The sequence below is a fragment of the Bradyrhizobium sp. IAR9 genome, from assembly GCF_013408065.1.
Taxonomy (GTDB): domain Bacteria; phylum Pseudomonadota; class Alphaproteobacteria; order Rhizobiales; family Xanthobacteraceae; genus Bradyrhizobium.
Window position 1 is genome coordinate 40854 of the sequence record NZ_JACBZW010000008.1, and the last position, 18045, is coordinate 58898.

General features: G+C 64.0%; 16 protein-coding genes. 8 read left to right on the forward strand and 8 right to left on the reverse strand.

Annotated features, from left to right (window positions below):
* Positions 1–124: 124 nt before the first annotated feature.
* Positions 125–853: a CBS domain-containing protein gene (locus tag GGD67_RS21355; protein WP_092260888.1), complete on the forward strand. Its 729-nt coding sequence runs from the start codon at positions 125–127 to the stop codon at positions 851–853.
* Between the two features lie 38 nt (positions 854–891).
* On the opposite strand, the gene GGD67_RS21360 is transcribed toward GGD67_RS21355, so the two are convergent.
* The 3 genes from GGD67_RS21360 to GGD67_RS21370 form a co-directional block, all read right to left on the reverse strand.
* On the reverse strand, positions 892–1350 hold the full coding sequence (locus tag GGD67_RS21360; RefSeq protein ID WP_409411111.1) for a RidA family protein: 459 nt from the start codon (positions 1348–1350) through the stop codon (positions 892–894).
* Positions 1351–1371: 21 nt separating this feature from the next.
* Positions 1372–3063: a benzoate-CoA ligase family protein gene (locus tag GGD67_RS21365; RefSeq protein ID WP_179735642.1), complete on the reverse strand. Its 1692-nt coding sequence runs from the start codon at positions 3061–3063 to the stop codon at positions 1372–1374.
* Positions 3064–3200: 137 nt separating this feature from the next.
* The gene (locus GGD67_RS21370; protein WP_179735645.1) at positions 3201–3719 is read right to left on the reverse strand and encodes a MarR family winged helix-turn-helix transcriptional regulator; all 519 of its coding nucleotides are present in this window, start codon (positions 3717–3719) and stop codon (positions 3201–3203) included.
* Positions 3720–3971: 252 nt separating this feature from the next.
* Between GGD67_RS21370 and GGD67_RS21375 the strand changes: the two genes are divergently transcribed.
* Both GGD67_RS21375 and GGD67_RS21380 read left to right on the forward strand, forming a co-directional pair.
* Positions 3972–5147 carry an ABC transporter substrate-binding protein gene (locus GGD67_RS21375; RefSeq protein WP_179735647.1) on the forward strand — a complete coding sequence of 392 codons (1176 nt, stop codon included), beginning with the start codon at positions 3972–3974 and terminating at the stop codon, positions 5145–5147.
* A gap of 29 nt (positions 5148–5176) precedes the next feature.
* Positions 5177–5632 (forward strand): cupin domain-containing protein, encoded by a 456-nt coding sequence (locus GGD67_RS21380; protein WP_179735649.1) that lies wholly within the window; start codon positions 5177–5179, stop codon positions 5630–5632.
* Between the two features lie 9 nt (positions 5633–5641).
* Here the strand turns inward: GGD67_RS21380 and GGD67_RS21385 are convergent, their stop codons facing one another.
* From GGD67_RS21385 to GGD67_RS21400, 4 genes are all read right to left on the reverse strand, one after another.
* Positions 5642–6892: a flavin-dependent oxidoreductase gene (locus GGD67_RS21385; RefSeq protein ID WP_179735651.1), complete on the reverse strand. Its 1251-nt coding sequence runs from the start codon at positions 6890–6892 to the stop codon at positions 5642–5644.
* Between the two features lie 55 nt (positions 6893–6947).
* Positions 6948–9299 carry a bifunctional salicylyl-CoA 5-hydroxylase/oxidoreductase gene (locus GGD67_RS21390; RefSeq protein WP_179735654.1) on the reverse strand — a complete coding sequence of 784 codons (2352 nt, stop codon included), beginning with the start codon at positions 9297–9299 and terminating at the stop codon, positions 6948–6950.
* Positions 9300–9396: 97 nt separating this feature from the next.
* The gene (locus GGD67_RS21395) at positions 9397–10233 is read right to left on the reverse strand and encodes an enoyl-CoA hydratase family protein (RefSeq protein ID WP_018319240.1); all 837 of its coding nucleotides are present in this window, start codon (positions 10231–10233) and stop codon (positions 9397–9399) included.
* Between the two features lie 43 nt (positions 10234–10276).
* Positions 10277–11038: an SDR family NAD(P)-dependent oxidoreductase gene (locus GGD67_RS21400; protein ID WP_179735656.1), complete on the reverse strand. Its 762-nt coding sequence runs from the start codon at positions 11036–11038 to the stop codon at positions 10277–10279.
* Between the two features lie 195 nt (positions 11039–11233).
* Between GGD67_RS21400 and GGD67_RS21405 the strand changes: the two genes are divergently transcribed.
* The 5 genes from GGD67_RS21405 to GGD67_RS21425 are packed head-to-tail and all read left to right on the forward strand — an operon-like array spanning position 11234 to position 16970.
* Positions 11234–12049 (forward strand): alpha/beta fold hydrolase, encoded by an 816-nt coding sequence (locus GGD67_RS21405; protein WP_179736001.1) that lies wholly within the window; start codon positions 11234–11236, stop codon positions 12047–12049.
* A gap of 12 nt (positions 12050–12061) precedes the next feature.
* Positions 12062–13351 carry an acyl-CoA dehydrogenase family protein gene (locus GGD67_RS21410; RefSeq protein WP_179735658.1) on the forward strand — a complete coding sequence of 430 codons (1290 nt, stop codon included), beginning with the start codon at positions 12062–12064 and terminating at the stop codon, positions 13349–13351.
* Positions 13352–13353: 2 nt separating this feature from the next.
* Complete coding sequence (locus tag GGD67_RS21415) at positions 13354–14889, forward strand: class I adenylate-forming enzyme family protein (protein WP_179735660.1); 1536 nt, start codon at positions 13354–13356, stop codon at positions 14887–14889.
* Positions 14886–15974 carry an NAD/NADP-dependent octopine/nopaline dehydrogenase family protein gene (locus tag GGD67_RS21420; RefSeq protein ID WP_179735662.1) on the forward strand — a complete coding sequence of 363 codons (1089 nt, stop codon included), beginning with the start codon at positions 14886–14888 and terminating at the stop codon, positions 15972–15974. The genes GGD67_RS21415 and GGD67_RS21420 overlap by 4 nt, the downstream gene beginning before the upstream one ends.
* Positions 15975–15977: 3 nt before the next feature.
* Positions 15978–16970 (forward strand): 3-hydroxybutyryl-CoA dehydrogenase, encoded by a 993-nt coding sequence (locus GGD67_RS21425; RefSeq protein WP_179735664.1) that lies wholly within the window; start codon positions 15978–15980, stop codon positions 16968–16970.
* Here the strand turns inward: GGD67_RS21425 and GGD67_RS21430 are convergent.
* The gene (locus GGD67_RS21430; protein WP_018319234.1) at positions 16967–18013 is read right to left on the reverse strand and encodes a M29 family peptidase; all 1047 of its coding nucleotides are present in this window, start codon (positions 18011–18013) and stop codon (positions 16967–16969) included. The two genes, GGD67_RS21425 and GGD67_RS21430, sit on opposite strands and share 4 nt — an antisense overlap.
* Positions 18014–18045 lie beyond the last annotated feature (32 nt).

The window sequence follows — 18045 nt, forward strand, 5'->3', positions numbered from 1 at the left end:
GCGCGGATCACGATTGCTTAATCAGGACGGACGGGCCTCGTCCGATTGACCTGAGTCAAGCCGCACCCTGATGTCCGAGCTAGTTTTCGCGCATCGAATTTCGATAGAGCCAGCGGAGTTGTCCATGCGCGCCCACCAGATCATGACCCGGTCGGTCATCTCGGTTACCCCCGACACAAGCATCGTCGAGGCGGCAAATATCATGCTGAAGCGGCATGTCAGCGGTCTCACGGTGGTCGACGATACCGGCAAGCTGGTCGGCGTCGTGTCGGAAGGAGATTTCATCCGCCGCAGCGAAATCGGCACCGGGCGCAAGCGCGGACGCTGGCTGCGGTTCATCCTTGGTCCGGGCAAGTCGGCCAGCGATTTCGTCCACGAGCACGGCCGCAAGGTCGCGGAGGTGATGACCGACACGGTCGTCACCATCACGGAGGATACGGCGCTCGCCGAGATCGTCGACCTCATGGAGCGGAACAACGTGAAGCGGCTGCCGGTGGTGCGCGGCGACAAGGTCGTCGGGATCGTATCCCGCGCCAATCTGCTGCAGGCGGTGGCGGGGCTCGCCCGCGAAGTGCGTGATCCGACGGCGGATGACGACCACATTCGCAGCCGCATCATCGACACCATGGAGAAGAACGACTGGTGCCCGTTCGGGCTGAACGTCATCGTCCGCGACGGCATCGTTCACCTCAGCGGCGTCATCACCGAAGAGCGCACGCGGCAGGCCGCGATCGTCGCAGCCGAGAACGTCGATGGCGTGAAGAAGGTGCACGACCATCTGTGCTGGGTCGACACCATGTCGGGCGTCTATCTGAACTCGCCCGAGGACGACGAGCTCGCCAAGGCCAGCTGACAAGGCAAGCTGACAAGGCGAGCTGAACCGGACGCGATTCAGCGTGGAATGACGGCGGTGGCCTCGATCTCGACGCGCGCCGCCTTCTCCACGAGGCGCACCACCTGCACCAGCGCCATCGCCGGGTAATTTGCGCCGAAGACGGCACGGTAGACCTTGCCGAGCTCCTTCAGCTTGGACAGGTACTCGTCCATGTCGACGACATACCAGGTCAACCGCACGAGGTGCTCGGGCCTCGCGCCTGCCTCGGCCAGGATCGCGGCGATGTTGCTCAAGGTCTGCGCCACCTGCGCGACAAAGCCGTCGGCAAGACGCTCTTCGGCATCCCAGCCGATCACCCCGCCCGTGACGACGATGCGCCCCTCAGCGGCCATGCCATTGGCATAGCCCTTCGGCATCGGCCACCCCGACGGCTGGAGCACCTGCACCCGCGAGCGGGTGTCATCCTCGGCTGCTGTCGGCAGCACCGCGAGTTGCGGGCCTTTCGGCGTCGTCACGGACAATTCTTCATCCTCTTCTCATTCCGCCGCGACGCCTGAGGACGTTGCGGCGGCCTGCGCCAGTTGCCGCAGGGCAAAGCGCTTCAATTTTCCGGTCTCGGTCTTGGGGAGTTGTGCCACGAATTCGATGGCACGCGGATATTTGTACGGCGCGATCTCGCGTTTGACATGTTCCTGCAACTCGGTCACGAGCTCTGCGTCCGGTGTCACGCCGGGCGTCGCGACGACATAGGCCTTCACGATCATGCCGCGCGCCTCGTCGGGGGCACCGACCACGCCGCACTCGGCGACCGCCGGATGCGTGAGCAGCGCCGCCTCGACGTCGGTGCCCGCGATATTGTAGCCGGCCGACACGATCATGTCGTCGGAGCGAGACTGGTACCAGAAATAGCCGTCGCTATCCATCAGGTAGGTGTCGCCGGTGATATTCCAGCCGTTCTTGACGTATTTGCGCTGCCGCTCGTCGGCGAGATAGCGGCATCCGGTCGGCCCGCGCACCGCGAGGTTCCCCATCGTGCCCGGCGGCAAATCGTGGCCGTCATCGTCGACGATCTTGGCCTCATAGCCCGGCACGGGCTTGCCCGTCGCGCCGGGGCGGATCTCGTCCTCGGTCGCGCTGATGAAGATGTGCAGCAATTCAGTCGAGCCGATGCCGTCCATCAGCTTGATCCCGGTCGCCTTGAGCCAGGCGTCGAAAGTCGGCTTGGGCAGCGTCTCGCCCGCGGAAACACATTTGCGAAGCGAGGAGATGTCGCGGCCCGGCAGCTTGCCGATCATCGCCCGGTAAGCGGTCGGCGCCGTGAAGCAGACCGTGGTCTTGTATTGCTCGATTGCCGTCAGCACGTCGTCGGGCGTCGTCTTCTCCAGCACCACGAAAGAGGCGCCGATATGCATCGGAAACAGCACACCGCCGAAGCCGAAGGTGAACGCGAGCGGCGCCGAGCCGACGAAGCGATCCTTCTGTTCGGCTCGCAGGATGTTGCGCGCATAGCCGTCGCAGACCGCGAGCATGTCGCGGTGGAAATGCATGGTGCCCTTGGGATCGCCTGTCGTGCCGGACGTAAAGGCGATCAGGCAGACGTCATCTGAGGCGGTATCGACGGCCTTGAACTCCGGGCTCGCGTCCGCGCTGAGCGCTTCGAGCGAGTCCGCCGCGCCATTGCCCCAATAAACAACTCGCTTGAGAATTGGCGCCGCAGCCTTTGCCTTCTCCATCTCCTCGGCGAGCTTTCCGTCGCACAGCGCGAGCGCAATCTCCGCCTTCTGGATCGGGTAGGACAGCTCCTTGGCGCGCAAGAGCGGCATCGTTGCCACGACGATGCCGCCGGCCTTGATCACTGCGAGATAGGTCGCGACCATCATCGGGTTGTTGGCCGAGCGTAGCAGCACGCGACCCCCGGGGATGAGACCGAGCTTGCCGACCAGCACGTTGGCGATGCGGTTCACCAGCGCTTGCAGCTCGCGATAGGTGTAGCTGACGGCGGGACTGATGACGCAGGGCGCATCGCCATGGCCCTGTTCGACCCAGCGGTCGAGGAAGTAACTGACGCAGTTCAGTCGCGGCGGATAGTGCAGCTCCGGCCGCGTGAAGATGAACTCGGGCCAGAGCTCGCGTGGCGGCAGATGCTGCCGCGCAAACGTATCGACATGGGCCGTCGCAGCGTTGCCGTCATGCGAGCCCGACACTTGAATCTTGGCGGCGTTGGCCATCGCACGCTCCTTTCAGCATGGATTGCACCCGGCAGCACGATCTGGGAAACATTTTAGGCTTAAAACAATTTGGCGCAATAGCGGATTTTGGGCATTCCGTGCTTTTTCCTGCGGCAAAAGGGATTGGGCGGCGGTGCTTACGGCCGGCGGCGCGCGGCCGATTTCTGCGCCGACGCCTTGGTCTTGGCGAGCAGCCGCATCAATTCGCGCACATCCTTCGGCGAAAGGTCGGCGAAGAGATCGGCGATCCAGGTCTCGTGCTCCGCGGCCATCTTGCGGAACTCGGCGCGACCGAGTTTCGTGAGGCGGATCACCTGGACCCGGCGATCCGTCTCCGAGGTACGACGGTCGAGATGGCCGGATTCCACGAGGCGCTCGACGAGACCGGTCACATTGCCGTTCGACACCATCATCCGCTTGGAGACATCGGACAGCGTCATGCCGTCAGGCGCCTTGTCGAGCTGCGCCATCAAATCGAAGCGGGGCAGCGTGACGTCGAACCGCTGCCGCAGCCGGCCGCGAACCTCGCCCTCGATCACGGTGGTGCAGGTCAGAAGGCGCAGCCACAGCCGAAGCTCGTCGGCATGGTCTTCCGGCGTTTCGACGGCCTTGGTCTCGGAATCGAGCATCTCGGTGCGTTCACTCTCGGCGGGCATTGGCGCCGGCACGGATTCCCCAACATTTTGAGCTTCAAATAAATCGACGCCGGCCGCAAGTCCAAAGCTGCAACAATCGACCGCACGCCAATTTCTTTAGGCTTCAAATAATTGGCGCGCCGCTTGCATGCGCCGCTGCCCGCGGGATGACGACACTTTGAGCGCTGCTTGCCGCGGCCGCCATCATCAGCATAAGCTTGGATCAGAGTACGCGGCTTGCAACGCAAGCCCTGATGTCACGGGGGACAGATCATGAAGACGCAATTGACCTTGGCCGCAACAGCCCTGCTGCTCGGCACCGCCGTGACCCCCGCTCTCGCCCAGGAGAAGATCAAGCTCGGGGTGATCGTGACCCTGTCGGGACCAGCCGCCGCGCTTGGCCAGCAGGTTCGCGACGGCTTTGCGCTCGCAGTAAAGGACCTCGGCAGCAAGATGGGCGGCCGTGACGTCGAGGTCGTCGTCGTCGATGACGAACTGAAGCCGGACGCGGCGGTGACCAAGGTCAAGGGTCTGCTGGAACGCGACAAGGTCGACTTCGTGATCGGCCCGATCTTCTCCAACATCCTGCAGGCGATCCACCGGCCCGTGACGGAATCGAAGACCTTTCTGATCAGCCCCAACGCCGGCCCGTCGACCTTTGCCGGCAAGGACTGCAACCCGTTCTTCTATGTGACCTCGTATCAGAACGATCAGGTGCACGAGATCCTCGGCAAGGTCGCGCAGGATCGCGGCTACAAGCGCATGTACCTGATGGTGCCGAACTATCAGGCCGGCAAGGATTCGGTGGCGGGCTTCAAGCTCGACTACAAGGGCGAGATCGTCGAGGAATCCTACATGCCGCTGAACACGCTGGACTTCCAGCCGGAGCTTTCCAAGATCTCCTCGCAGAAGCCCGATGCGCTGTTCACGTTCATGCCCGGCGGTCTCGGCGTCAATCTCGTCAAGCAGTACCGGCAGGCCGGCCTCGCCGACAGCATTCCGGTGCTCTCGGCGTTCACGGTGGATGAATCGACGCTGCCGGCGCAGCAGGATGCGGCCGTCGGCATGTTTGGCGGCGCCAACTGGGCGCCCAATCTCGACAATCCCCAGAACAAGAAGTTCGTCGCGTCCTATGAAGCCGCCTATAACGTCGTGCCCGGCACCTACGCCTTCCAGGCGTATGACGCCGCGATGCTGATCGACAGCGCGGTCAAGGCCGTGAAGGGCGACCTGTCGAACAAGGACGCGGTCCAGGCCGCGCTGAAGAAGGCCGACTTCACCTCGCTGCGCGGCACCTTCAAGTTCAACACCAACGGCTATCCGATCCAGGATTTTTATCTGACCAAGGTCGCCAAGCGTCCGGACGGTAAGTTCCAGACCGAGATCGTGCAGAAGGTCTTCGAGAATTACGGCGACCGCTACGCCAAGGACTGCAAGGCGGCGAACTAAGCCGCGCGTCGCGTTAAGGGAGGACTTCAATGAGCAGCGAGATCACCGGCATTACCCGGGCCAACGAGGGGATCCAGGGCATTTCCTGGAACATCCTCGGTCAAACCTACGTGCCGAAGAGCAAGACCGAGCACAGCTTCTCCTGGCACGCGACATTGCCGCCGGGCACGTTCGTGCCGCCGCACATTCATCCCGACCAGGATGAATATCTCTACATGCTGGAGGGCAAGCTCGACTTCATGCTGGGCAATTCCGAGTCGCAGGCGACCGCCGGCGACCTGATCCGCCTCGGCATGGGCGTGCCGCACGGCATCTTCAACAAGTCGGAGCAGACCGCAAAGGTGCTGTTCTGGGTGTCACCGACCAAGAAGCTGTTCGACCTGTTCTGGGGCCTTCACAACATGAAGGAACAGAAGCCGGAGGACGTGGTGGCGATGGCCGCCGAGTTCAACATCCACTTCCTGCCGCCGCCCGGCGCTGGCTAGCGGCAGGCCTTAAGCGCGCACCGCCGCAAGCCCCGGCACTGCGGCGAAGCCCGCCTTGGTGGCGTAGCCGCGCACGATGGCCTCGCGCTGGGAATAGCTCAGCACATTGTCGACATTGTCAAAGCCGTCGGGGGCGAGCTGCTCGACGGCGTCGATGACGCCTTCAGGGCCGCCGCGCCGGTTGGAGCGCACGATATCGGCCGTCATCGGCAGGCGCTTCTTCTCGTATTCGAGCAGAGCCTGGCGCGGATGCTCGGCGCGCACAAGCGCGTCCGCAAGGCAGCGCGCATCGAGGATCGCCTGCGAGGCGCCATTGGAGCCGACCGGATACATGGGATGCGCGGCGTCGCCGAGCAGCGTGACTCTGCCCGAGGACCAATAGGGCAAGGGATCGCGGTCGCAGGTCGGATATTCGTAGAATTCGGGCGTCGCCGAGATCAGGCTTTTGACGTCGACATAAGGCACCGAGAAGCGAGCGACGTGCGGCATCAGCTCCTCGCGGCGGCCCGGCCGCGACCAGTCTTCCTTCCGCGGCGGTGGCGCATTGCCCTCGCCCACCTTCACCAGCACGGCCCAGTTGGTCAGGCGGCTCGCCGGGCTCGATCCCTCCGCGATCGGATAGATCACCACCTTGGCATTGAGGCCGCCGGCCACGATCATCGATTTGCCGGTGAGGAACAGCGGCCAGTCGCGCGCACCGCGCCACAGCATCAGGCCGTTCCAGCACGGCGGACCTTCATTTGGGAACAACGTCTCGCGGACGCGGGAGTGGATGCCGTCGGCGCCGATCAGGATGTCGCCGCGCGCGGTGTGGACATGCGCGCCGGCACGATCGAAGAAGTAGGCGGTGACGCCGCCCTCGTCCTGCGTGAACGCGCCGAGGCGGCAGCCGGTGTGGATTGCATCCACTCCGAGCCGCTCCTCGACGGCGCGATGGATGACGCCCTGAAGCCGGCCGCGATGAATCGAGAATTGGGGCACGTCGTGGCCGGCGTCGATGCCGCGGGCTTCGCGCCAAACCTCCTGGCCGTGGCGGTTGAGATAGTAAAGCTGATCGGTGCGGATCGCGACATCGTCGAGCTTCTGGAGCAGGCCGAGTCCGGCAAGCTCGCGCATGGCATGCGGCAACGTATTGATGCCGACGCCGAGCTCACGAATGGTGTCAGCCTGCTCGAAGATCTCGCATCCGATGCCACGCGAACGCAGCATCAGCGCCGTGGTGAGACCACCGATACCGCCACCGACGATAATCGCCTTCATCGCCCTTACTCCACTCGAAATATGCCAGGCAATGAGGTTAACGTCGCACGGGCGGTTACTCCGCCGCAAGCGGCTTTGTCGCCTCCGCCTTGAGCTCGGCCCGGGTCTTGGGCTTAGCCTTAATGCGCAGCTCCTCCAGATCCTGGCGGTCGCGGACGCTGTTGCGGAAAATTTGATCCTTCCCGGGCAGATATTGGGGCGGGCAGAATGCGCTTTCTGCCCCGTACCAGGCCGCCGCCCTCATGGTGAAGAACGGATCGACCAGATGCGGCCGCCCAAGCGCCACGAGATCCGCCCGGCCAGCAGCCAGGATGGTATTGGCCTGGTCCGCGGTCGTGATGTTGCCGACGCACATCGTGGCGACGCGTGCCTCGTTGCGGACCTGATCCGAGAACGGCGTCTGGAACATGCGGCCGTAGATCGGCTGCGCGTCGCGGACCGTCTGTCCCGTCGAGACGTCGACGAGATCGACACCAGCCTCGGCGAAAGCGCGCGCAACCGCCACCGCATCGTCGCCGGTGATGCCGCCGTCAGCCCAATCGGTCGCGGAGATACGTACCGACATCGGCTTGTGCGACGGCCAGACCGCGCGGAGCGCCTCGAAGATCTCGCGCGGGAAGCGCAGACGGCTGTCGAGCGAGCCGCCGTATTCGTCCGTCCTGGTGTTCGTCAGCGGCGAGATGAAGCTGGCGAGCAGATAGCCGTGGGCGCAGTGCAGCTCCAGCATGTCGAAGCCGCAGCGCTCGCCGCGCTCGGCCGCCGCGACGAAAGAGTCTCGCACCGCATTCATGCCGGCGCGATCGAGCTCGCGCGGCACCTGGCTGTCGGGGAAATAGGGTAGTGGCGATGCGGAGAACACGTCCCAGCCGCCTTCGTCCAGCGGGCGATCCATGCCGTCCCACATCAGCTTGGTCGCACCCTTGCGGCCGGCATGGCCGAGTTGCAGGCAGATTTTCGCGGCCGAATTGCCGTGGACAAAGTCCACGATGCGCCGCCACGCCGCCTCCTGCTCGTCGTTCCACAGGCCGGCACAGCCCGGCGTGATTCGGGCATCGTGGCTGACGCAGGTCATCTCCGTGAAGATGAGGCCGGCGCCACCGATCGCGCGCGATCCATAGTGCACGAGGTGGAAGTCGGTCGGCACGCCCTCTTTCGCCGAATACATGCACATCGGCGACATCACGGCGCGGTTGGCGACCTCCATCTCGCGCAGGCGGAACGGCTGGAACAACGGCACCGCCGGCTTTTTGATGTCGACGTCAAAGCCGCTGTCGCGAACCTGTTTGGCAAATGACTTCTCGACCTCGGCCACGAAATCGGGCGCGCGGAGCTTGAGATTGTCATAGGTGATCGCCTTCGAGCGCGTCATCACGCCGAAGGCAAACTGCACGGGATCAAAATTCCAGAAGCGGTCGACATGCTCGAACCAGACCAGCGAGACGTCGGCGGCGTGCTGCGTCTTCTCGACCTCCTCACGGCGGCCCTGCTCGTAGACATCAAGCGCCGCCTTGATGCTGGGAGCTTTCTCCATCGCATCGGCCAGCGCAATCGCGTCTTCCATCGCGAGCTTGGTGCCGGAGCCGATCGAAAAATGCGCGCTCGCCTTGGCATCGCCGAGCAGCACCATGTTGTCCTTGACCCAGCGCTTGCTGCGGATCATCGGGAAATTGCGCCACATCGAACGGTTGATGAGCAGCTTGTGCCCATCGAGGAACCAGCCAAAAATCTCGGCCATCCGCGCGGCGGACTGGGTCTCGTCCAGCCCCGTGAGGCCAGCCCGCTCGAACGTCTCGGGATCGGTCTCGAAGATCCAGGTCGAGTGTCCGGCCTCATACTGATAGGCGTGGGCGATGAACGGCCCCCACTCGGTCTCCTGGAAGATGAAGGTGAAGGCATCGAGCGGCTTGGTCGAGCCCATCCAGGCGAACTTGTTGGAGCGGAGGTCGACCTCTGGCTGGAAATGATCGATGTATTTCTCGCGGAAGCGGCTGTTGATGCCGTCGGCGATCAGGACGAGATCGGCATCGGCGAAGCGGGATTCGTCGTCGACGTCCACCTCGAAATGCAGGACGACGCCAAGCTCGCGGGCCCGCTCCTGAAGGATCAGGAGCAGCTTGCGCCGCGAGCAGCCGCAAAAGCCGTTACCGCCGACCCGGTGGACCGTGCCGCGAAAATGCACGGCGATGTCGTCCCAGTAGGCGAACTCCTGGGTGATGCGGCGATAGCTCGGCAGATCGTGTTTTTCAAAATTGTCCAGCGTGGCATCCGAGAACACCACGCCGAAGCCGAAGGTGTCGTCGGCCCGATTGCGCTCATACACCGTGATGTCGGCGCCCGGGCGCTGCTTCTTGAGCAGGATCGCAGCGTAAAGACCCGCAGGTCCGCCACCGATGATCGCGACTTTCATGGGAGCCTCGCCAATTCACCCGGCCATGAAACTATTTTAAGCCTAAAATAATTTCGCGCAAGTCCCCCCTTGCTGGCCGGCTCGGACAAAGACGCCGTTAGTCGCCCCTGAAGACCGGCTTGACCTTGTTGGCGAAGGCCTCGAAGGCGCGCTCGAAATCGGCCGTGGTCATGCACAGGGCCTGGGCAACCGCTTCCGCCTCGATCGCCTCCTCCACCGACATGGCCCATTCCATCGCCAGCATCCGCTTGGTCATGGTGTTGGCGAAGGTAGGCCCTTCCGCGATCTGCTTGGCCAGGACCTGCGCCTGGGACAGCACCTGCTCCGACGTCACGATGCGGCTGAAGAAGCCCCAGCGCTCACCCTCCTCCGCGGTCATGAACCGGCCGGTATAGAGCAGCTCGGAGGCGCGGGACTGTCCGATGATCCGCGGCAGGATCGCGCAGGCGCCCATGTCGCAACCGGCGAGGCCCACCTTGTTGAACAGGAACGCGACCTTGGCCCCGCTCGCCGCGAGACGCATGTCCGAGGCCATGGCGACGATCGCACCAGCCCCGGCACAGATGCCCTCGACCGCGGCTATGATCGGCTGCGGGCAGGCCCGCATCGCCTTGACGAGGTCACCGGTCATCCGCGTGAAGGCCGTCAGCCCCTTGGTGTCCATCTTTACCAGCGGGCCGATGATCTCGAACACGTCACCACCGGACGAGAAATTGCCGCCAGCGCCGGTGACGACGATGGATTTGACCTCGTCGTCGAAGGCGCAAGCGCGGAAGAAATCGGTCAGTTCCCGGTAGCTTTCAAACGTCAGCGGATTCTTTCGTTCGGGCCGGTTGAGCGTGACCGTCGCGACGCCGTCGACCACCGCCAGCACGAAGTGCTGCGGCGAATAGTCCGCGAGCGGAATGGTGACGGGATTTGCTGGTCTGCTCATGCGATCTCCTTGGCTTCGTTGTTCCGCGCCTGCGCCATTCACGCTAGACCTCGCCCCCGGCCACGGCAATCGCCTGCCCGGTGATCGCGCCGGCGCCCTCGCCGCACAACCAGAGCACCGCGTCTGCCACTTCCCGAGGTGCGATCAGGCGTCCTTGCGGATTGTGTTTCGCGAGCTCTGCGATCGCCTGCTCGCGACTACGCCCCGTCTTGTTCATGATGTTCTCGATGCTGCCCGCGACGAGATCGGTGTCGGTGAAGCCCGGACACACAGCGTTCACGGTGATATTGCTTCCGGCCATCTCGATGGCAAGGGAGCGCACCAGACCGATCACGGCATGCTTGGCCGCGCTGTATGCGCTGACATAGGCGTAGCCCTTCAACCCCGCCGTCGACGCGACCGCGACAATTCGGCCATAGGGACGATCTTTCATGCCCGGCAGCACAGCACGGGCGGCGTGGACAACGCCCATGAAATTGACATCCATCATGCGCGCAAAAAGAGCGGCGTCCGACTTCGCGAATGGCGCCGATTCGGCGCTGCCTGCATTGGCAATCAGGATATCAATCGGCTGCCGCGCGCTGGCCTCGCTAATAGCGGCCTTCAACGACGTTTCGTCCGAAACATCGGCAACGGCCGCAAAATGCGCGGCGCCGGCGTCGACCGCCTCCGCAAGAGTCGCGGCATTCCGGCCAAGCACCGTCACGATGGCCCCGGCACCGACAAGAGACGCCGCGATCGCGCGGCCGATGCCGCGGCCACCACCGGTCACCAGTGCGTGCGGCGAGTGCGGCAATCCGGACATGCGCAGGCTCCCTCGGATCCAATGATCGTTCCTCCGATATATTTTAACCTTCAAATTTTTGCAACGAAAGCGGCGCTCGCCACGGCAAACGTCACGGCACGAGAGGGCGGCCCGAAAATTGCTTTAAGTATAAAATTATCGCTTCCCATCCCCCACAGGCCTGTTAGCATCAAGGGCCAAGCAAAAGGATGTCGCGTGTCGCAGCCTGCGCCAATGATAACAAAGGACGGACGCTTCGCCTATGAAGCCGCGGGCGATCCGAATGCGACACCTCTCATTTTCCTGCACGGCATCGGCGGTGCAGCGCGGGCCTGGCGGCGGCAACTTGCCACGTTCGGCGGCGGCTTCCGCGCAATTGCATGGGATATGCCGGGTTACGGCAGATCGGCGCCGCTCGCCAGCGTCAGTATTGCTGCCCTGGCGGAGGCGCTCCAGCAATTCATCGAACAGCTCGGCGCGGCCAGACCCATCCTGGTCGGTCACTCGATCGGCGGCATGATCGTGCAGAAATGGCTGGTGCAATCTCCAAAGCTGGCACGCGCGGTCGTGCTGGCGCAGACCAGCCCTGCCTTCGGCAAGGCCGACGGCGAGTGGCAGAAATCGTTCATCGCGGCACGGCTCGGGCCGCTCGATCGCGGGGAGACGATGAAGTCACTGGCGCCCTCGCTGGTGAAGGAGCTTGTCGGCGACGATCCCGATCCGAACGGGATGGAGCTTGCACGCGAATGCATGGGGAGCGTGCCCGAAGCAAGCTATCGTGCCATGATGCTGGCTCTGATCGGCTTCGATCAGCGCAGCACGCTTGCGAATATTTCCGTCCCCACGCTGTTGCTGTCGGGTTCCAAGGACAACAATGCGCCCGCGCCGATGATGGCAAAGACGGCGAGCTACATCCCTGGTGCCGAATATGTCGAGCTCGCCGGCGTCGGCCATCTCGCCAACCTCGAGCGCCCCGAGGCCTTCGACGAGGCCCTCGGCCGGTTCCTGAACTCTCTCGCGACCAAAGCGTAAGGTGACTGCGCAATGACCATGCAAGTCAGCAAGACGATCGGCACGACCGACAAGGTTGCACTGGATGCGCCGATCTTCGATCCCGTTGCATTCCGCCTCGGCGACGAGCAGGCCGGCATCATCACCCGCGCAAGGGAGATCGGCCAAAGCGTGTTCGCCGCTCGCGCTGCGACCTACGATCGCGAGGCGACCTTCCCGATCGAGAATTATCGCGACCTGCACCGCGTCGGTCTGCTCGGCATTGCCGTGCCCAAGAAACATGGCGGGCTCGGCGCGAACTACCAGACCTATGCTTTGGCGGCTGCCGAGATCGGCCGCTATTGCGGCGCGACCGCGCTGACCTGGAACATGCACGTGTGCTCGACCCTGTGGTCGGGGCCGCTCGCCGACGATCTCGACATGGACGCGGACACCCGCGCCGAGCACGAGCGGCGGCGCGCGGTTCACTACAAGCGCATCGTCGAGGACGGTGCGATCTATTCGCAACCCTTCTCCGAGGGCGGAGCGGCCGCCGCAGGCGGTGTCGCCTTCGGCACGGAAGCAAGGCAGGTCGAGGGCGGCTGGATCGTCAACGGCAAGAAGATTTTCGCATCGCTCTCCGGCCACGCCGACTATTACGGCGTGCTCTGCACCGAGATCGAGGAAGGCGAGAAGGCCTCGCGCCGCAACACGCTTTACCTCGCGATATCAGCCAAGTCCGAAGGCGTCTCGGTCGTCGGTGACTGGGACCCGCTCGGCATGCGCGGAACGGTTTCACGGACGCTTCTGTTCAAGGACGTGTTCGTGCCGACCGACTCTGCACTGATGCCGCGCGGCGTCTATTTCCAGGCCGCGATGCGCTGGCCGCACATGTTCCTGACGTTGTCGCCGACCTATATGGGCCTGGCTCAAGCCGCCTATGACTTCACCGTGCGCTATCTGCGCGGCGAAGTGCCGGGCATGCCACCGGTCAAGCGGCGGATGTATCCGACCAAGCAGATCGCGGTCGCGCAGATGCAGATCAAGCTCGAGCAGATCAAGGCGATCTGGTTCCAGGCCGTCACCGAAGCCTGCGCCAATCCGAGCAAGGAGCAGGTGCTGCGGGCCTACGCCGCGCAATATTCGGTGATGGAGGGTGCCAGCGAGCTCGCCGCGCTCGCGATCCGCACCTGCGGCGGCCAGGCCATGCTTCGCTCGCTGCCGCTGGAGCGGATCTATCGCGACAGCCGCTGCGGCTCGCTGATGCTGCCCTGGACTGCCGAACTCTGCCTCGACCGGATCGGACGCGAGGCGCTGTATGAGACCGGCGAGACGGACGACTGACGGTGGACCTCTGCAGTCTGATCGATCGCAACGCGGCGTTCGCGCCAGACAAGACAGCCATTGCCTTCGAAGGGGAACGGCTGAGCTATGCGGCGTTCGCCGCACGCATCGAACACACCGCGACGGCATTGAAGCAGGAGCTCGGCGTCGGCCGCGGCGACCGCGTCGCCATTCTGAGTCTGAACCGGCCGGACTATCTGGTTCTGCTCTATGCCTGCGCGCGACTTGGCGCGATACTTGTGCCGCTGAACTGGCGGCTCGCGGTCGCCGAGCAGCTCTTCATCCTCACCGATGCGGGCGCCAATGTGCTGGTGCTCGAGCAGGCATTTGAGGGCGTTCTTTCCGGGCTCGCCCGGACCGCGCCGGGGACTGCCGTCGTCGGCCTCGACTTCGCACCGCCCCGCGGCACGACATTCGAAAGCCTGCTGGCGCGCAGTGACGGCAGCAGCCGAAATCCGCACACCGATCTCTCCTGCCCGCTGCTGATCGTCTACACATCGGGGACAACCGGGCGACCGAAAGGAGCGGTGCTGCGCCAGGAGGCGCTGTTCTGGAACGGCGTCATGAGCCAGCACATGCACAACATGACGTCCGACGATCATGTGCTGACCGTGCTGCCGTTCTTCCACGTCGGCGGCCTCAACATCCAGACCACGCCGGCACTGCAGCTTGGCGCGACCGTCACGGTCCACGCGCGCTTCACGCCGGATACCGCGCTCGCGACCATCGAACAGGAGCGGCCGACACTCACGGTCATGGTGCCTGCAATCATCCAAGCGGTGAGCGAACATCCTGCCTGGGCCGCCACTGATCTTTCGTCACTCAACGCCGTCGCCACCGGCTCGACCATCGTGCCGCCGCATCTGATCGAGCGTTTCGTCGCGCGCGATGTCCCGGTGCTTCAGGTCTACGGCTCGACGGAAACCTGCCCCATCGCGATCTATACGCGCCTCGGCGGCGACCTCTCGCGGGTGGGATCGACCGGACTCGCCGGCCTGTGCTGCGAGGCAAAGATCATCGATCAGGCTGGCAACGAACTGCCGGCGGGCACGCCGGGCGAAATCGCGGTGCGCGGTCCCAATGTGTTCTTCGAATATTGGGGCAATGCGGACGCCACGCGCGATGCGTTGCACGACGGCTGGTATCGCACCGGCGACATCGGCCTGTGCGACGCCGACGGCTATTTCTGGGTCCGCGACCGCAAGAAGAACTTGATCATTTCAGGTGGAGAAAACGTCTATCCGGCCGAGGTCGAGCGCGTCCTGCTCGAACATCCTGATGTCAGGGAATGCGCCGTGATCGGCCGGCCGGATCCGCGCTGGGACGAGGTGCCGATCGCTTATGTGATACGGAGATCCGGCTCCCGGCTCGAAGCGGATGAACTCAAGACATATATCCAGACGCAACTGGCCCGCTACAAGGTGCCACGCGATATCGTCTTCGTCACCGACCTGCCGCGCACCGCGCTCGGCAAGGTCCAGCATTTCCTGCTGAAGCAGCTCGATGCGCAGTCGCGCGCGCAAGGAGAAGCATCTTGAAGATTGCAGTTCTGGGTGGGGGAAACGGCTCCTTCGCGGCCGCGGGCGATTTTGTGCTGTCGGGGCATGAAGTGCGGCTCTGGCGCCGCGATGCCAATCAAGTCGCGGCACATCGCGCCGCCGGCTCGCGCATCCTGGTCAAGGATCACAACGGCCGCCACGACGTGAAGCTCGCGCTGGTCACGACCGACATCGCCGAAGCTGTCAACGACACCGAGCTGATCCTGTGCCCCGCGCCTGCCTTCGCGCAGACTGATATCGCTCGCCTGCTCGCCCCGCATCTGCGGGACGGTCAGGTCGTATTTCTGCCGCCAGCGACATTCGGCTCGATGATCTTCGCAGAGGCCGCGCGGGAAGCTGGGAACCAGGCCAAGGCAAGCTTTGCCGAAACCGGCACATTGCCGTGGCTCACCCGCAAGCACGGACCGTTCGAGGTCGCGATCACCATCCGCGCCAAACGGCTTCCAGTCGGCGTGTTCCCCCTCGACCGGGCACCGCATGCGCTCGAGGTCATCGGACGCGCTTTCCCCGATACGATCGAGCCGTGCGGAGACGCGCTGTCCGGTGCGCTGATGAATGCAGGGCCGATCATCCATCCGCCGCTGATCGTGATGAATGCAGGTCCAATCGAACATTTCGAGCGCTGGGACATTCACAAGGAAGGGACGCAGGCCGCGATCCGCCGGGTGACCGACGCGCTTGATGCCGAGCGGATTGCCGTACGCGAAGCGCTCGGCTACGGCGCACCGCATTTCCCGCTCGCTCATCACTATGCGAAAGAGGGCGAGATCTGGATGTATGGCCGCGGCTCGCACGACCGGCTGACGGATTCAGGCGACTGGCGCGAGCGGATCGTGCTGACGGAGCACCGCTATATGCGTGAGGACCTGCGGCTTGGGCTGTCGCTGCTGGTCTCCGCTGCCGGCCTGGCCGGCGTGGCCACGCCGCTGGCGAAAGCTTTTCTGGCGATCGGTGGCGCGATTTGCGGCGAGAACTTTGCGCAGGGCGGCAGAACGCTTGAGACGCTGGGGCTCGACAATCTCAGCAAGGCTGAATTGCAGACGTTGCTTCGCAATGGATTTTGACCGATGACCAATCGCGCCAACATCGTCTGTCTGGGGGCTGGCCGCATGGGGCGCGGCATTGCCGTCGCTTTCGCCTACGCTGGGCATCAGGTCACGATGATCGACGTCAAGGCGCGCTCCGCGGAGGAGTTTGCCAAGCTGGAGGCGGACGCGCTCGGCGAGGTCGCGAAGACCTTTGCCAGCCTGTCCAAGCTGGGGCTGCTGACTAAGGCCGATGTCGATCCGCTCGTCGCGCGCGTCTCGGTGGTGCCCGCCAGCCAGAGCGGGGCAGCACTCTCCGAGGCCGGTATGGTTTTCGAAGGGGTTCCGGAGGTCGTCGAGCTCAAGCGCGAGGTGCTTGGGTCAGCCTCACGGCAGGTCCGACCGGACACGATCATTGCATCGACGACGTCGACCATCCTCGTCGATGATCTCTCCGGCGCGATCGTGAATCCTCGCCGCTTCCTCAACGTGCATTGGCTCAACCCAGCCTATCTGATTCCGCTGGTCGAGGTTTCGCCCGGCAAGGCCACCGATCCGGCAATCGTCGCCGAGGTCAAGGGACTGCTCGAAGGCATCGGCAAGGTCCCGGTCGTCTGCGCGGCGACGCCCGGCTTCATCGTTCCGCGCATCCAGGCGCTGGCGATGAACGAGGCCGCACGCATGGTCGAGGAAGGCGTCGCCAGTGCCGAGGAGATCGACAAGGCGATCCGCTACGGTTTTGGCTTCCGCTACGCGGTACTCGGACTGCTCGAATTCATCGACTGGGGTGGCGGCGATATCTTGTACTACGCCAGTCGCTATCTCGAAGGCGCGCTTGGCAGCGACCGTTACCGCGCGCCGGACGTCATCTCACGCAACATGCATGAAGGTCGGATCGGGTTACGCACGGGTGCCGGCTTTCTCGACTATTCGGGCATGGACGTTGACGCCTATCGCGTAAAGCGGCTTCAGGCCATGGTGGATCTGCTGCGCCATTTCGACCTTGCGCGTCCACCCGTGCTCGACCGCAATTAGCCGAAGACGTCCTGCAACACGCCTTCGCGAACGACCGCGACGCCATCGAGCTCGATGGTCGTTCCCATCATCGGCAGGTCGAAATGCCCCGCCGTGTAGCGGCCGGCGAACTCGTTCGCGCCGGTCGAGAACAGGAAATTGCCGGAGACGGCCCGAATCTCGGTGCCGTTGGTGTCGCGCTGGTCGTACATCGAAAGCGCTTCATAGCGCGCACCGGGGTTCATGCCGAAGCCGACATGCGACACGGCATATGCCTCGCGATCGCCCCAGGCGGCGAGATAGGCGCGCATCATGGCGGCATCCGTGCCTTCGCCTTCCAGCTCGACGACATAGTCGTCCTTCAACGTCATCTTCACAGGTGACGTCAGGTAGCGCTTGAAGGTGAGATTGATGTCGCCCGGCGCCATCACCAGCGTGCCGTTGATGGTCCCGCTCTTGGGGAAGCTGACGACGATTCCGCCTGGCCAATGCGCCAGCGTGCCGGGCTTGTCGGTCCAGCCCCAGACACCGACCGTGGACGCTCCGACCATGTCGACATCGAGCGCGGTGCCGGCCTTCGAGGTCACCCGCATCCGCTTGGTCCCGCGCAACATCTTGGCCGCCGCACGAACGCGCTTCTCGAGCGCGGGATCCGGCACCATCCGCTCCAGCGCTTCGGGATGCTCGTTCGAGATCACCAGGATCCGCGCACCGGCTTTGAGGATCTCCGGCGTCTCCACCGCGTGCATCAGGCCTTCGATGGTGCAATCCACCACGAAGCCGGCCTGCTGAAGTGCGCTGATGACTGGCCCAAGCTTCTGGATCGCCTCGCTCGCCCCCGTTGAGCGAACCGGAACGATGTTGCGGTTGCGCGGTGTGGGCATCACCACGTGAAACGGCCGCGCGCCCATGCGCAGCAGCGCGAGCTCCGCCAGATGCACATTCAACGCACGCGACTGGGTTTCCGAGAGGATCGCCGCGGTATCGCCGGCCTTGACGGCGCAACGTTCAAAGATCTCGCAAAATGCGTCGATCCATTTTGCCTCGATGCGATCAGCCAGCATGGTTCACTCCCGGTCTTCTGGTTTCTTCTTGG

Bases quoted from the DNA above. Each gene is read 5' to 3' on its own strand.
- GGD67_RS21355 (WP_092260888.1), top strand. From the start codon at position 125: ATGCGCGCCCACCAGATCATGACCCGGTCGGTCATCTCGGTTACCCCC.
- GGD67_RS21365 (WP_179735642.1), bottom strand. From the start codon at position 3,063: ATGGCCAACGCCGCCAAGATTCAAGTGTCGGGCTCGCATGACGGCAAC.
- GGD67_RS21370 (WP_179735645.1), bottom strand. From the start codon at position 3,719: ATGCCCGCCGAGAGTGAACGCACCGAGATGCTCGATTCCGAGACCAAG.
- GGD67_RS21375 (WP_179735647.1), top strand. From the start codon at position 3,972: ATGAAGACGCAATTGACCTTGGCCGCAACAGCCCTGCTGCTCGGCACC.
- GGD67_RS21380 (WP_179735649.1), top strand. From the start codon at position 5,177: ATGAGCAGCGAGATCACCGGCATTACCCGGGCCAACGAGGGGATCCAG.
- GGD67_RS21385 (WP_179735651.1), bottom strand. From the start codon at position 6,892: ATGAAGGCGATTATCGTCGGTGGCGGTATCGGTGGTCTCACCACGGCG.
- GGD67_RS21390 (WP_179735654.1), bottom strand. From the start codon at position 9,299: ATGAAAGTCGCGATCATCGGTGGCGGACCTGCGGGTCTTTACGCTGCG.
- GGD67_RS21395 (WP_018319240.1), bottom strand. From the start codon at position 10,233: ATGAGCAGACCAGCAAATCCCGTCACCATTCCGCTCGCGGACTATTCG.
- GGD67_RS21400 (WP_179735656.1), bottom strand. From the start codon at position 11,038: ATGTCCGGATTGCCGCACTCGCCGCACGCACTGGTGACCGGTGGTGGC.
- GGD67_RS21410 (WP_179735658.1), top strand. From the start codon at position 12,062: ATGACCATGCAAGTCAGCAAGACGATCGGCACGACCGACAAGGTTGCA.
- GGD67_RS21425 (WP_179735664.1), top strand. From the start codon at position 15,978: ATGACCAATCGCGCCAACATCGTCTGTCTGGGGGCTGGCCGCATGGGG.
- GGD67_RS21430 (WP_018319234.1), bottom strand. From the start codon at position 18,013: ATGCTGGCTGATCGCATCGAGGCAAAATGGATCGACGCATTTTGCGAG.